This window comes from Asanoa hainanensis, from assembly GCF_900188485.1.
GTDB classification, from domain to species: Bacteria; Actinomycetota; Actinomycetes; order Mycobacteriales; family Micromonosporaceae; genus Asanoa; species Asanoa hainanensis.
On sequence record NZ_FZPH01000021.1, the window covers coordinates 105,041 to 118,637 of the forward strand.

The window sequence follows — 13,597 nt, forward strand, 5'->3', positions numbered from 1 at the left end:
CCCGAATGCGGCTACTTAACCGGTTCATCCCAGCGCCGGTGCAAATGCGGAACAGCCGCGAGCAGATTGCGGGTGTATTCGTGGCTCGGGTTGGTGAATACCGTTTCCGTGGGCCCGGCCTCGACCACCTCCCCGGCGCGGAGAATGACAGTGCGGTCGCTGATGTAGGTGCCGAGCGCCAGATCGTGGGTCACGAAGAGCACGCCGAGCCCCGACGACTTGAGCTCCCCGAGCAGATTCAACACGTCAACCCGCGTCGAGGCGTCGAGCATGCTGATGATCTCGTCGGCGACCAGCAGACGGATGTCGAGCAACAAGGCCCGGGCGATCAGCATCCGCTGGAGCTGGCCGCCGCTGAGCTGGTGCGGGTACTTGTCGAGGACGTCCGCGGGCTCCAGGCGTACCCCGTGCAAGGCGGTCTCGACCCGCTGCCGCCATTGGGCGGCGGGCACCGACCCGAAGAACCCGTCCCGTACGAGGGCGAAGACGCGGTCCGCCTTGAACACGGGGTTGAACGTGCTGAACGGGTCCTGGAACACGCCCTGCACCCGCCGGTGGTAGCCGTGCAGCGCCCGCCCCCGCAGCCCGGAAACCTGAACGCCGTCGAAGGTGACGCGGCCCTTGGTGGGTGACGCGAGCCCGAGCACCATGCGACCGATGGTGGTCTTGCCGCTGCCGCTCTCGCCGATCAGCGAAACCACCTCGCCGGGATCGACGCTCAGCGAGACGTCCTTGACCGCGGTGAGCTCACGGTTGCCGAACGCACCGAGCCGAAAGGTCTTCGAAACCTGATCAAGCCGCAACATGCGGTTTCCGCCCTCCAGGTCCGCCGTAGGTGTTGCCCGACATCCGAACGCGGCGCCCGGTCGCCGTCTCAGCCGGCAGTCGCCCGCCGCCGAAGACCGGCACTCGCGCACCGTCAAAGGCCGGCACTCGCCCGCCGCCGAAGGCCGGCACGTCGGTCCAGGGCGACGCGAATGTGGGCGCGTACCCGGTCGGGTTCGTGGCGCCGGGAGCAATGCCCCCGGTGCCACGCGAACGCCCACCGGCAAGGCGGCCGAGGCCGCCGCGGGCCCTACCCCGCAACCCACCACGTATCGGCGAACACGACCCCATCGCCGTTCCGGCCGGGCGGATACGACGGCTCGGGCCGCACAACGTGTCGTGCACCCGCAGGGTTGGCGCGATCACCACACCACCCGCACGGCCGCGGCGACACCAACCCGACAACCCAGATCGTTCCCATGCGAACCGCGCGATCATCGCGCCGCCCCACCGACCGGACGACTCCAGCCCACGAAGCCGACCGGCCCCCGCACGGGCGGCGCGATCCCGGCCGCGTCCTGACGAGCGCGACCGCTTCGGGTCGGCGAGAGGGCGCATGCCAGACGGGCCGGCGTCGTCATGAGCCTGCCTTCCAGCAGGCTACCTGGTGGTTCTCGGCTACCTCGACGAACGGTGGCTGTTCCGCGCACTTGTCGAAGGCCAGCGGGCACCGTGCCCGGAAGCGGCAGCCCTGCGGAGGGTTGCGCAGGCCCGGCGGACGGCCGGGTATACCGGTCAACCTCCGTTCGCTGAATCTCGCGCCGACTTCGGGTAGCGCGCCGATCAACAGCTGGGTGTACGGATGAAGCGGTTCAGTTACGACCACATCGGACGGTGCCTTCTCCGCCAGGCGGCCCGCGTACATCACCATGATCGTGTCGGCTATCTGGTAGACCAGCGAGATGTCGTGGGTGACCACGAGCATGCCGCGCACGTATCCCCGGTCCCGGAACTCGACCAGGGTCTGGGCCACCGCGCGCTGGGTCGACACGTCCAGCGCCGACGTCACCTCGTCCGCGACCAGCAGGGCGGGGTCCCGGAGGGTGGACAGGACGAGCACCACGCGCTGCTTCATGCCGCCGGACAGCTCGATCGGGTAGCTGTCCAGGACCGTCTCCGGCAGGCCCACCAGGGCCAGCCGGCGGACCAGCTCCGGGCGGGTGGCCGCGTACGACATTCCGTGCGCGTCGAGCAGGTCGGCCACCAGGCGACCGATCCGGCGGGTCGGGTTGAGGGCGCTCATCGCGTACTGGGGGATGATCGACACGGACGTGAAACGGAACCGGTTCATCGCGCGGTCGTCGGCGATCGGCAACGGCTCTCCGTCGACGGTCACCGTACCGCCGACGTGTTTCATCCTGTTGTCCAGGCGGACCAACGACTTGCCCAATGTGGACTTGCCGCAGCCGGACTCGCCGACGACGCCCATGATCTCGCCGTCCGCCACCGTGAACGAGACACCGTCGAGGGCCCGTACCTCCCCCATGAGCGTCCGGTAGCAGACCCGGAGGTCGTCGACCTGAAGGGTCACGGTCACATCTCCCGCAGCTTGGGGTTGAAGACCTCGTCGAGACCGACGTTCATCACGTAGAGCGCGCCGACGATCGCGGTGATCGCCGCGCCGGGTGGTACGAACCACCACCACAGTCCTAGATGGAGCGCACTCCAGTGGACCGCGCTGTTCATCATCAACCCGAGTGAGATCGCGTCGGTCGGGCCCAGGCCGATGAAGTCGAGGGTGGCGGCCATCAGCACCGAGCCGCCGAACAGCAGAATGAACGTCATGAACAGGTAGGAACTCATGTTCGGCGCGATCTCCCGGCGGATGACCGCCAGTGGCCGCATCCCACTTAACCGGGCCAGGTCGACGAACTCCCGTGACCGCAGGGAGAAGGTCTGCGCCCGCACCGCGCGGGCCACCCACGGCCAGGAGAACAGGCCGATGAACACCGCCTGCATCGGCACCGAGGTGACACCGACGTACGCGTGCAGGATGATCAGGACGGCCAGCGCCGGCAGCACCAGGACGATGTTGGTCAGCATGTTGAGCAGCTCGTCGACCAGACCGCCCCTGTAGCCGGCGACGAAGCCGACAGTCATCCCGATCAACGCGGCGAGGCCGCCGCCCAGCAGGCCCACCACGAACGTCGACCGGATGCCGTTGGCGAACTGGAGGAACACGTCCTGCCCGAACGTGGTCGTGCCGAACCAGTAGTCGGCCGACGGTCCGGCCGCCGGCGGACCCACGTACTCGTTGGGTCCGTGGTCCGTGAACAGCGGTGCGACCAGGCCGAGCACGAGGAAGCCCGAGATCACCACCAGCGCGCCGACCACCTTCTTGTTGCGCAGCGCGAAATGCAGCGTCTCGCGGCGCCGGCCGGCCAGCGACACAACCGGCTCAGCGAGCGCGGGCACCCCCGGCGCCGCTACATGGTCGGTGTCGGTCAGCTGACCAGGCTCGGTCATGCCGCCCCCTCCCTTCGGTCGGCAGAGCATGACCGAAGGCGACTGAGCCGACCGCGCTCGCTTCGCTCACTCACGCCGCCCCCTCCCCTCGGTCGGCGGAGCATGACCGACGGCAACTGAGCCGACCGCGCTCGCTTCGCTCACTCACGCCGCCCCCTCCCCTCGGTCGGCGGAGCATGACCGACGGCAACTGAGCCGACCGCGCTCGCTTCGCTCGCTCATGCCGCCCCCTGCATGCCGGTTCGGGTTCGTGGGTCCACCAGGACGTACACGATGTCGATCACGAAGTTGGCTACCAGCACGCCGATCACGATGAACAGGAAGGCGCCCTGGAGCAGGAAGAAGTCCTGGTTCTGGATCGCCTGCAGGATCAGGTGGCCGAGGCCCGGGTAGGCGAACACGATCTCCGTCACCAACGCGCCGGAGACCAGCACGCCGAGTTGCAGGGCCAGACCGGTGATCTGCGGGAGGAGCGCGTTGCGGAACGCGTACCGGCGGATCAGCCGGCGTGGTGCGCCGAGCGCCGCGAGATAGCTCGCGTAGTCGGCCTCCAGCTCGTAGATGATCAGATTCCGCATGCCGATCGCCCAGCCGCCGAACGCCACGAGGAACAGCGACAGGAACGGCAGGAACCAGTGCAGCGCAAGGCTTCCGACGAAGACCCACGACCAGTCCGGGCGCAGCTCGAAGCTATAGCCGCCGGCCACCGGGAACACCCCGGCCACGATACCCAGGCCCCAGGCGAGCAGGATGCCGAGCCACATGTACGGCGTGGCGGTCAGCGCGTACGAGACCGGCAGCGCGGTGTTGTCCAGCCACGTGCTGCGCGCCGCCAGCGCGCCCACCTTGTTGCCGGCCCACCAACTCAGCAGGATCGAGGGCAGCAGGAGAGCGAGCGTGTACGGCACCGCGTGGAGGATGACATCGGCCACCGGCGCGGGGAACAACCACACGCTGACGCCGAGGTTTCCCTGGAACAGCTCGACCCAGTAGTTGACGTATTGCTTCCACAATGGAACGTCGAGTCCGAACACGTTCTCGTAGTACGCGCGCATCGGCGCGATCGCCTCGGGATTCGAGACCGACGTGCGGGTCAGCATGCGCAGGACCGGGTCCCCCGGCATGAACCGGGGGATGATCCAGTTGAGCGTCACCGCGACGACGAAGGTCAACGCGTAGATCGCCAGTTTGCGGCCGAAGTACCGCCTCATCAGGCAACCGGCTTCAGCTGGGTCAGCATCTTGATGCTGCCCATCTCCCACAGGTTGTTCCACGTGGTCGGCAGGTCCTTCGGCGCGTCACCGGCGGACGACGGCCAGTTGGTCCAATGTGCTGTGTTGAACTGGGCCCACAGACCGTTGTACCAGAGCGGGATCATCGGCAGCTCGGTGAGGTGGATCCGCTCCAGCTCGCTGATGGTGGTCTTGAAATCAGGCGAGTCCTGGGCGGTACGAGCCAGCTTCTGCACCAGTTCCCACGCCGTCTTGTTCTCGTAGCGCGCGAAGTTGGCGTTGAACTGCTGCTTCTGGATCGGCAATTGGAACACGTAGTTGTAGTAGTTCCACGGCGTGTTGGACAGGCCGGCCCAGTTGTTGAGCACCAGGTCGAACGTGCCAGCTGTGCGGGCGTCGTCGAGCGCTCCCGCGTCGGGGAACTCGGGCACCACGTTGATCCCGGCGGCCTGCGCACCGGCGCTGATCACCCGGGCCGCCTCCATCCAGTCCGTCCAGCCGGCCGGCACGATCAGCGACAGCTTGACCGGTTTACCGTCCTTGCCCTCGACGAAGCCGTCGTTGTTGGTGTCCTTGTAGCCCGCGTCCGCGAGGGTCTTCTTCGCCTTGGCGGTGTCGAAGCTGAAGCCGTTCTGGCTCACCACGCCCTGATCGACGAACTGGTCCCAGACCGGCAGCAGTCCCGTCGGGTTGGCCGCGCGGACGATGTTGCCGTACACGCCCTCGACGATCTTCTTGGTCTCGATCGAGCTGGCCAGCGCCCGCCGGAACGCGACGTCGTTCATCGGCGCCTTGGTGGTGTTGGGGATCAGCATCGCGGTGTTGGCCGACAGCATGTAAGGCGGTTCCGGGTAGTACGTCTTGATCTTGAAATCGCCCTTGACCAGGTTGGCGATGCCCGGCAGGAAGTTGTTCGACAGGTCCATGTTGCCCTGCAGCAGCAGCCCGAGCGCGACCTCGTTGCTGGAGTTGACGATGTCGACGATGTAGTTCGGTTTGACGTCGAGGTTGAGCGCTTTAGTTGCCCACCAGTCGGCCTTCTTCTTCCACACCATGCGGTCCTGGTCGTGGGTCAGGTACTCGTAGGGGCCGGTGCCGACGGGCTTCTCGTTGGCCGTCGTCGTGATGTCGGCCTCGGAACGCGACTCCCAGATGTGCTTGGGCACGATCGGGTTCTCGTAGAGCCAGTTCTCCCACTCCTGGATGCGTGGGTCGCTGAAGGTGAACTTCGCGGTGCGCGCGTCGACCACGTCGACGGCCGACAACCAGGTCCAGAGATTGCTGTACGGGACGGCTTTGATCTTGCCGAGCTCGGCCGTGTACTTGACATCGTCCGCGGTCAGCGGCTTACCGTCGCTCCAGGTGATGCCCTCGCGCAGGGTCAGCGTGTAGGTCTTGTCGGCCCACTCGCCCTTCTCGGCCAGCCACGGGCTGAGCTCGGTCTTCTGCGGGTCGAAGAGGAACAGCGTCTCGTATGCCAGACCGACCGTGCCCATCGCGTAGCCGGGGATGATCGGGTTCCAGCTGTTCGGCGGCCCCCACTGGGTGCCGCTCGTGTAGAGCGTCTCGTTGCGCGGGTAGGCGCCGCCGCCTCCCGCGGGGCCGGGCAGTCCGCCGGCGCCCGGCGTCGCCGCGCCGTCGTCGCCGGTGCACCCGGCCATTCCCATCGTGAGCGCGAGCGCGCCCGCCACCAGCCACCTCGACCGCCTGCGCATTGCCGTCCTCCTCGAACTGGGAGCTCCCGACGTGCGATGTAACGGAGATCACTTAACCGGATAAGTAGACACACTGAAACATGGGTTTTCTGAGTCGTCAAGAGCGCTCCCACGCTGTCGGGGCTATCGATATCGGTCCGGATGGGAGCGCACCCACTTAACCGGTTGCTTTAGCAGTCTTCGATGCCTTGGCGCCGTCGCCGCCGCGGACCGCCGATTCGGCTAGCATTTCCGGGTACTCGCGACTGGCGCAGCGAGGTGGAACTGACCACCGGGGAGCGACCGCAGGCAACGCCGCACCGCGCGCCTGGGTGTGGTGTTCGTCAGATGCCTCAGGAGACGCCGTGCACGTGCCACCGATCCCCCACCTGACCGCCGAAGACCCGCAGCTGGCCACGCTGATCGAGGCCGAGGCCAGCCGCCAGCACGACAAGCTGCGGATGATCGCGTCCGAGAACTACGTCTCCGAGGCGGTGCTCGAGGCGAGTTCGACCGTGCTGACCAACAAGTACAGCGAGGGCTACGCCGGCAAGCGCTACTACGAGGGCCAGCAGCTCATCGACCCGATCGAGACGCTGGCGATCGACCGGGCCAAGAGCCTGTTCGGCGTGGACCACGCCAACGTCCAGCCGTACTCGGGCTCGCCCGCCAACCTCGCCGTCTACCTGGCGTTCCTGCAGCCGGGCGAGACCGTGATGGGCATGGCGCTGCCGATGGGCGGCCACCTCACGCACGGCTGGTCGGTCTCGGCGACCGGCAAGTGGTTCAACTCGGTCCGCTACGCGGTGAACCGGGAAACGGGCCGGATCGACCTCGACGAGGTACGCGACCTGGCCCTCGCCGAGCGCCCCAAGGTGATCTTCTGTGGCGGCACCGCCGTACCGCGGACGATCGACTTCCCGGGTTTCGCGGCCATCGCCCGCGAGGTCGGCGCCGTCCTGGTCGCCGACATCGCCCACATCGCCGGCCTGATCGCCGGCGGCGCACACCCGTCGCCGGTCGGCCACGCCGACGTGATCACCACGACCACGCACAAGACCCTCCGCGGCCCCCGCGGCGCCATGATCATGACGACCGCCGAGCACGCGACGGCGATCGACAAGGCGGTCTTCCCCGGCCTCCAGGGCGGTCCCCACAACCACACGACCGCCGCGATCGCGGTGGCGTTGCGCGAGGCGGCGACGGCGGACTTCCGCGCGTACGCGCACCAGGTCGTCGCCAACGCGGCGGCGCTCGCGACAGCGTTGACGGAGCACGGCTTCGCGCTGAGCTCGGGCGGCACCGACAACCATCTGATCCTGGCCGACCTGACCAGCAAGGGCATCGCCGGCAAGCCGGCCGCCCAGGCGCTCGACCGGGCGGGCATCGAGCTCAACTACAACACGGTGCCGTACGACACCCGCAAGCCGTTCGACCCGTCGGGCATCCGCCTGGGCACGGCGGCGTTGACCACCCGCGGCCTCACCGAGCAGCACATGCCGCAGGTAGCGGCCTGGATGGACGAGACGGTCACGGCCGCGCTCAAGGACGACGAGGCGACCATCGACCGCATCGCCGGCGAGGTCCGCGACCTACTCGCCGCCTTCCCGATGCCGGGCTACCGCGCGGCCTGACGAACGAAGGTGCGGGCTGGGCGACACGAAACGGGCCGCCCAGCCCGCTCCGTCACGACACGTCGACGTTGACGGTGGAGGTCTTCCCGTCGTTGTCGAGCAACGTGACAGGGCCGAACGTGATGCCCCGACGTTCCCGCACGCTTGAACAGCGTCATGCGGCGAGTCTTCCGAAGCCGCCGGTGCCGTCCGTCGTTGCGGCAACGATCAGAGTCGAAGGCACCCACCGCACGGCCTGTGCGGCGTGCGCGGTCAGTTGCCGGGTGGCGGCACCGTTGGGGTCGGGGACAACGTCGGTGTCGGGCTCGATGTCGGGGTGGGTCCGGTCGAGGTGGACGGGCGCGGGCGTTCCACCACGGTGCGGTTGAGGGTGACCTGGGCCTGGCCCGTACCCCCGAGTTGGATGTCGTCGTATGCCTGCAGTTTCTTGGCGTCGTCGAAGTAGAGCACCGACATCTGCAGCGGCGTCGGCTGCTCGCCCTCCAGGCCGCGTAGGCCCGCGCCGCCCGTCGAGCCCTCGACCAGGACGCGGCTCGGGTTCGGGACGTTCGGCAGTGTCGGAAGCATGCGGATCTCGCGGTGGTGCAGATGGCCGGCGAGGATCGTCGGGCAGACGCCGTTGAGGGCCGGCGCCGACTCCGGGTCGTGCACCAGGCAGACGTCCGCCGGCTTGCCGCTCGCCTTGATCGTGGCGGCCAGGCGCGCGCCGGCGTCGTACACCTGCTCGATGACCTGCCTCGAGCGCCCCGAGCCGGTCGGCGACGTCTCCTTGTCGGGGGTGAAGCGCGGGTCGCCGATGCCGGCGATGCGTAGGCCGGCCACGTCTACGACCCGGTTCTCGAGGACGATCGCGTCGCGCTGGCGGCCGACCGCCGCGGCGGTGACGGCGGAGTCGTGGTTGCCGCGGATGTAGACGTAGGGGACGCCGAGCAGCGAGATCGAGCCGACGTACGTGGCCTCTGGCTCGGAGCCCCAGTCGGTGATGTCGCCGGTGTCGATCACCGCGTCGATGTCGAACTGCTCGACCACGGTGCGGATGGTGGGCCAGGCCGACGGGTTCAGGTGCAGGTCGGAGACGTGCAGGATGCGGATGCCGCCGTCGACCTGGTCCGAGATCGGCAACTTGTTGACCGTCGTGTAGATCCGGCTGACGTTGGCGACGATGGCCTTGAGCTGGTCGGCGTACTTGCCGTAGTCCTGCGCGATCCGCCGCGCGTCACCGACGATCGCGGGGGCGTTGACGAGCAGGCCCTCGTACCTGGGCTGCTCGATCGAATCCGGCCTGATCGTGCCGGCCGCGATCCCGAAGGTGCTCGCGGTGACCGCCAGGGCGACGCCGCCGCACCAGGCCGCGCGGCGGGTGCTGCGGAAGACCAGCAGGCCGATCACGACGGCGCCGAGGACCGAGACCGAGACGGTACGGAAGCCGAGCCGCAGGATGCCCGCCTGGAGATCGTCGACGACGGTCTGGCTGGCGCGGGTGATCCCGGACGGGTCACTGATCAGCGCCTGGGTGCGGCCCTGGTCGAGGGCGCCGAGCCGGACGGTCAGCCGCAGCGGGCCGTCGTGGCTGTCGATGTGCAGCGCGCCTAGCGGCGGCACGACGACCTCGGTCTCACCGCTGGTCGCGGGGCGCAGCGACATCTCGGCCTGGAAGGGGCCGATGTCGGTCTGGGCACGGGCGCCGAGGAGCACGCCGACGACGAGACCGACCAGCGCTACGCCGATGATCGCGAAGAACACCCCGGTGCGCCGGGTGAACCGGGACGCCGCGGCGCGGCGCACGGCCGACCACATCCGGGCCCGGCGCGGCTTGGGCTCATCCTCCTGAGGGGTCACGTGATCCATCTTTACCCGCTGTCGACGCGGTCAACTCTTTCCCGCGCCGCCGTCGGAGAACACGAGGCGGAGGATGCGGTCGTCGTCGGGCTCCGGGTCACCCCGGCCGTCTTTGTTGGAGGTGCTGATCCAGAGCGAGCCGTCGGGTGCGGCGACCGCCGCGCGCAGCCGGCCGTACTCGCCCTGCAAGAGCGACCGCGGCGCGCCGAGGATCGTGCCCGAGTCGGTGAGCTCCATCGCCCACAGCCGCTCGCCGCGCAGGCAGGCCGCGACCAGCACCCGGTCGATGATCGCCGCGCCGGAGCAGGACGACTCGCTGGTCGGCCACGTGACCAGCGGATCGACGAACTTGCCCTGGTTGGCGCCCTCGGCCTTGCCCTCGACCGTCGGCCACCCGTAGTTCTTGCCCGGCTTGATCAGGTTGATCTCGTCCCAGGTGCTCTGCCCGAACTCGGTGGCCCAGAGCCGCTTGCCCGCGTCCCAGGCGATGCCCTGCACGTTGCGGTGCCCCATCGACCAGACGAGCGAGTTGGGGAACGGGTTGCCGGGCGCCGGCTTGCCGTCGGTCGTCATCCGCAGGATCTTGCCGCCGAGGCTGTTCTTGTCCTGGGCGAGCCCACGCTCCGAGGCGTCGCCGGTGGTCACGTAGAGGAAGCCGTCGGGCCCGAACTCAACCCGGCCGCCGTTGTGGATGCCGGACAGCGGAATCCCGGTAACGATCGGCTGCGGCTGCCCACCCAACGTCATCTTGGCGACGCGGTTGTCCTCGGAGGTCGAGTAGTAGACGAAGATCGTTTTGTCGGAGGCGTACTTCGGGGACACCGCGATGCCGAGCAGCCCACCCTCACCCTGCGCGTCGACCCCGTCGAGCGTCTGCACGGTGGTCACCTTGAGCCCGTTGGTGTCGGACTCGGGCCCGACCTTGCGGATCCGCGCGGTGTCGCGCTCGGTGACGAGGGCGGAACCGTCAGGCAGGAACGCGATGCCCCACGGCACCTCGAGCCCCTTGGCGATGACCGAGACGGCAACCGACTGGTCGAGCCCGCCACTGGTCTTCGACGGGTCGGCGGAGGGCTTCGGCAGGTTGGGCGGCTTGCCGGCAGCGTCGGGCTCAGGCTGCCCGAAGGCACAACCACCCGCGAACAACAGCGCAGCCACAACCACGCCGGCAAACCCGCGGCGTCGAAGTCGTCGGAACGAGGGATGGCCGGTCACCCGGCACAGCCTAGCGGGGCTGCCTGACAAGTCGTTGCGCATGCATCAACGGAGCCGCGCGGCGGGTCCGGGGTTCCCCGGGTTTGCGGATCCGCGCGGGTCCGCGGTTCGGTAGGGGGTCCGCGGGTCCACCTGCGTACGCGGGTCCCCAGAGTCCGCCCGTCCGCGCAGGTCCGCGGACCCGGGTCCCCAGGGCTCGCGGGTCCCCAGGGTCCGCGCGTCCGCGCGGGTCCCCGGGTCCCCAGGGTCCTCGGGTCCCCAGGGTCCTCGGGTCCGCGCAGGTCCTCGGGTCCCCACAGTCCGCGGGTCCCCGGGGTCTCGCGGATCCGCCGGTCCCCAGAGTCCGCGGTCCGCGGTCCCCTACGATCCGCGGGTCACGGGGGTCCGCGGGTCCCCGGGGTCCGCGCGTCGCCAGGGTCCGCGGGTCCCAAAGGTCCGCGGGTCCGCGCGGGTCCACAGTTCCCCAGGCTCCGCGGGTCCGCAGTTCCCGGGGCCCGCGGGCCCTCAGGCGAGCGGTCCCCAAATCCGCGGTTCCTGAAGCCCGCGAACCCCAGGCCCGCGGTTCCCGAGGTCGGGGGTTCCCCAGGTTCGCGAATCCCGAGGTCAGGCCTCGACCAGCGGCTCGGACACGATCCACAGATGGCCGAAGGGGTCTGCGAACCGACCGTCTTTCATGCCGTAGCCGTGGTCAGCTACGGGGAAGACGGTGGTCGCACCGGCCTCGACCAGCGATGCGGCAGCCGCGTCGGCGTCGGTGACGCCGAGGTGCATGATCACGGGAGTGCCGCCGAGCGAGGTTGGTGCCCGGTCGCCGCTGTCTTCGTCCTTGAGGTGCAGCCGTGAGCTGCCGATGGTGAGCTCGGTGTGGATGATCCGCCCTTCGTCGTCGGTGTAGCGCTTGCCCTCGGCCGCGCCGAGCGCCCGCTGGTAGAAGGCCACCGCGCCGGCTCCGTCCGCGACGACGAGGCGCGGGATCACTTCGGTCACGAGTTCCATGACCCCATCGTCACCCGACTGGCTGGTTACTGCTGGGCCGAATCACCCAGACCGCTGGACAAGTCGGGCAAATCTGGTTTCGCAGATCCGCGACAGGCGCGACCGTAACTCCCACGCGAGCCGCGTCCGCTGCGTTGCCAGGTCAGGGCGGCCGAGACCACCTCGACCACGATGTCGCGCGACCGAACGACCAGCAGCGACGAGCGCCGCCAGCCACCCAGGCTGCACGGCTCTCGAGCCGGCGCCCGACCTCTCGGCCCGTGCAGCTCGTGCCGGACCGGGCGACGGGCACCGTGTGCTGTGACGCGGCTGGGTCTGGGTTGTGCGCGCTTCAGCCGCCGGCTACCGAGGGAAGGACCTGGATCTCCGCGCCGGGTGGGACCTCGGTTTCAAGGCCGCCAGAGCGGCGGCAGTCCTCTCCGTCGACGTAGATGTTGACGTAGCGGCGTACGGCGCCCTGCTCATCGCGGAGGCGGCGGTCCAGACGTGGCCAGGTCGCCGCCACCGCGTCGAGCACCGCTCGTAGTGAGCCGGTGGCGTCCACGGTCAGAGAGCTCTGGCCGTCGGCCTCGGCTCGGAGCACGCCTGGCAGCAGGATCGTGACGGGTGCGGTCATAGCGCCGCCGCTTTCACCGACAGCACGTCGGGTAGGTGGGCCGCCACCTGGACCCAGGACTCGCCCTCGTCGGCGCTGGACCAGACCTCGCCCGAGCGGGTGCCGAAATAGACGCCGGCGGGGGTGGCGTTGTCGGCGCACATCGCGTCGCGGAGGACCGTCGGGTAGAACGGGTCCGTCGGGAGGCCCGCGGACAGCGCCGACCAGGTGGCGCCGGCGTCGGTCGAGCGGAAGACGCGGCAGCGGTGGTCGGGCGGGAAGCGCTCGCTGTCGGCCGCCAGCGGGAAGGTCCAGACCGTCTCCGGGCGACCCGGATGGGTGACGATCGGAAAGCCGAAGTCGCTCGGTAGGCCCTCGGCGATCGACGACCAGCTGGCGCCCTCGTCGTCAGAGCGGTAGACGCCGCCGTGGTTCTGCGCGTAGAGACGGGTCGGGTCGCCGGCGTCGCGGGCCACCTTGTGCACGCACTGGCCGAACTCGGGATAGGGGTCCGGGAAGAAGCCAGCCTTGATGCCGGCGTTGCCGGGCGACCAGGTCGCACCGCCGTCACTCGTGCGGTAGACGCCGCCCGTCGACATCGCGACCAGGACCCGGGCCGGATCGTCGGGGTGCGGCAGGATCGTGTGGATCGCCTGGCCGCCGAAGCCGGCGCCCCACTCGGGGCGGTGCGGGTGGTCCCACAGCGACCGGACCAGGGTGAAGGTGCGCCCGCCGTCTTCGGAGCGGAACAGCGCCGAGGGCTGGGTGCCCGCGTAGACGACATCGGGCTCGCCGGCCGGGCCGGGTGCCAGTTGCCAGACGCGGACCAGCGAGGTGTCGGTGTCGGCCGGGAAGGCGACCGGGGCGTGGTCGGGCTCGGACCAGGTCTTGCCCAGGTCGTCGCTGGTCGCGACGCTCGGGCCGAAGTGGGAGCTGTCGACGCCGGCCATTAGCCGCGGCGTGGCCCGGCGGTGGTCGATGCCGACAGCGTAGATCGAGGTCATCGCGAAGTGCGGCCCGCTGACCTGCCAGTCGACCCGGTTGTCGGTGGTCGCCAGGAACAGGCCCTTGCTCGTGCCGATGGTCAGGAGGACGGTCATG

11 protein-coding genes and 1 riboswitch are annotated in these 13,597 nt (G+C 69.3%); of the genes, 1 reads left to right on the forward strand and 10 read right to left on the reverse strand.

Annotation, left to right across the window (positions count from 1 at the left end; genetic code table 11):
- Nucleotides 1–11: 11 nt before the first annotated feature.
- From CHC05_RS35540 to CHC05_RS35560, 5 genes are all read right to left on the reverse strand, one after another.
- On the reverse strand, nt 12–806 hold the full coding sequence (locus tag CHC05_RS35540; protein WP_089255021.1) for an ABC transporter ATP-binding protein: 795 nt from the start codon (nt 804–806) through the stop codon (nt 12–14).
- Between the two features lie 596 nt (nt 807–1,402).
- The gene (locus tag CHC05_RS35545) at nt 1,403–2,362 is read right to left on the reverse strand and encodes an ABC transporter ATP-binding protein (protein WP_218824780.1); all 960 of its coding nucleotides are present in this window, start codon (nt 2,360–2,362) and stop codon (nt 1,403–1,405) included.
- Nucleotides 2,359–3,291, reverse strand: a complete 933-nt coding sequence (locus CHC05_RS35550) for an ABC transporter permease (RefSeq protein WP_089255022.1) — start codon at nt 3,289–3,291, stop codon at nt 2,359–2,361. Before CHC05_RS35550 ends, CHC05_RS35545 begins: the two co-directional genes overlap by 4 nt.
- Before the next feature lie 218 nt (nt 3,292–3,509).
- Complete coding sequence (locus CHC05_RS35555; protein WP_089255023.1) at nt 3,510–4,502, reverse strand: ABC transporter permease; 993 nt, start codon at nt 4,500–4,502, stop codon at nt 3,510–3,512.
- Nucleotides 4,502–6,238: an ABC transporter substrate-binding protein gene (locus tag CHC05_RS35560; protein ID WP_089255024.1), complete on the reverse strand. Its 1,737-nt coding sequence runs from the start codon at nt 6,236–6,238 to the stop codon at nt 4,502–4,504. The genes CHC05_RS35555 and CHC05_RS35560 overlap by 1 nt, the downstream gene beginning before the upstream one ends.
- Nucleotides 6,239–6,469: 231 nt before the next feature.
- Nucleotides 6,470–6,558, forward strand: a riboswitch (ZMP/ZTP riboswitch).
- A 24-nt stretch (nt 6,559–6,582) separates the two neighbouring features.
- Here CHC05_RS35560 and CHC05_RS35565 point away from each other — a divergent pair.
- On the forward strand, nt 6,583–7,851 hold the full coding sequence (locus CHC05_RS35565) for a serine hydroxymethyltransferase (protein WP_089255025.1): 1,269 nt from the start codon (nt 6,583–6,585) through the stop codon (nt 7,849–7,851).
- A 252-nt stretch (nt 7,852–8,103) separates the two neighbouring features.
- Here the strand turns inward: CHC05_RS35565 and CHC05_RS35570 are convergent, their stop codons facing one another.
- From CHC05_RS35570 to CHC05_RS35590, 5 genes are all read right to left on the reverse strand, one after another.
- On the reverse strand, nt 8,104–9,699 hold the full coding sequence (locus CHC05_RS35570; protein WP_089255026.1) for a metallophosphoesterase family protein: 1,596 nt from the start codon (nt 9,697–9,699) through the stop codon (nt 8,104–8,106).
- A gap of 21 nt (nt 9,700–9,720) precedes the next feature.
- Nucleotides 9,721–10,905, reverse strand: coding sequence for a PQQ-dependent sugar dehydrogenase (locus CHC05_RS35575; RefSeq protein WP_245871384.1), 1,185 nt, complete (start codon nt 10,903–10,905; stop codon nt 9,721–9,723).
- A 603-nt stretch (nt 10,906–11,508) separates the two neighbouring features.
- On the reverse strand, nt 11,509–11,901 hold the full coding sequence (locus CHC05_RS35580; RefSeq protein WP_089255028.1) for a VOC family protein: 393 nt from the start codon (nt 11,899–11,901) through the stop codon (nt 11,509–11,511).
- Between the two features lie 331 nt (nt 11,902–12,232).
- Nucleotides 12,233–12,517, reverse strand: a complete 285-nt coding sequence (locus tag CHC05_RS35585; protein ID WP_089255029.1) for a MoaD/ThiS family protein — start codon at nt 12,515–12,517, stop codon at nt 12,233–12,235.
- Nucleotides 12,514–13,597 (reverse strand): WD40/YVTN/BNR-like repeat-containing protein (locus CHC05_RS35590; protein ID WP_089255030.1); only part of this gene is annotated, 1,084 nt, incomplete at its 5' end. The genes CHC05_RS35585 and CHC05_RS35590, both read right to left, overlap by 4 nt.

Bases quoted from the DNA above. Each gene is read 5' to 3' on its own strand.
- CHC05_RS35540 (WP_089255021.1), bottom strand. From the start codon at position 806: ATGTTGCGGCTTGATCAGGTTTCGAAGACCTTTCGGCTCGGTGCGTTC.
- CHC05_RS35550 (WP_089255022.1), bottom strand. From the start codon at position 3,291: ATGACCGAGCCTGGTCAGCTGACCGACACCGACCATGTAGCGGCGCCG.
- CHC05_RS35555 (WP_089255023.1), bottom strand. From the start codon at position 4,502: ATGAGGCGGTACTTCGGCCGCAAACTGGCGATCTACGCGTTGACCTTC.
- CHC05_RS35560 (WP_089255024.1), bottom strand. From the start codon at position 6,238: ATGCGCAGGCGGTCGAGGTGGCTGGTGGCGGGCGCGCTCGCGCTCACG.
- CHC05_RS35570 (WP_089255026.1), bottom strand. From the start codon at position 9,699: ATGGATCACGTGACCCCTCAGGAGGATGAGCCCAAGCCGCGCCGGGCC.
- CHC05_RS35580 (WP_089255028.1), bottom strand. From the start codon at position 11,901: ATGGAACTCGTGACCGAAGTGATCCCGCGCCTCGTCGTCGCGGACGGA.
- CHC05_RS35585 (WP_089255029.1), bottom strand. From the start codon at position 12,517: ATGACCGCACCCGTCACGATCCTGCTGCCAGGCGTGCTCCGAGCCGAG.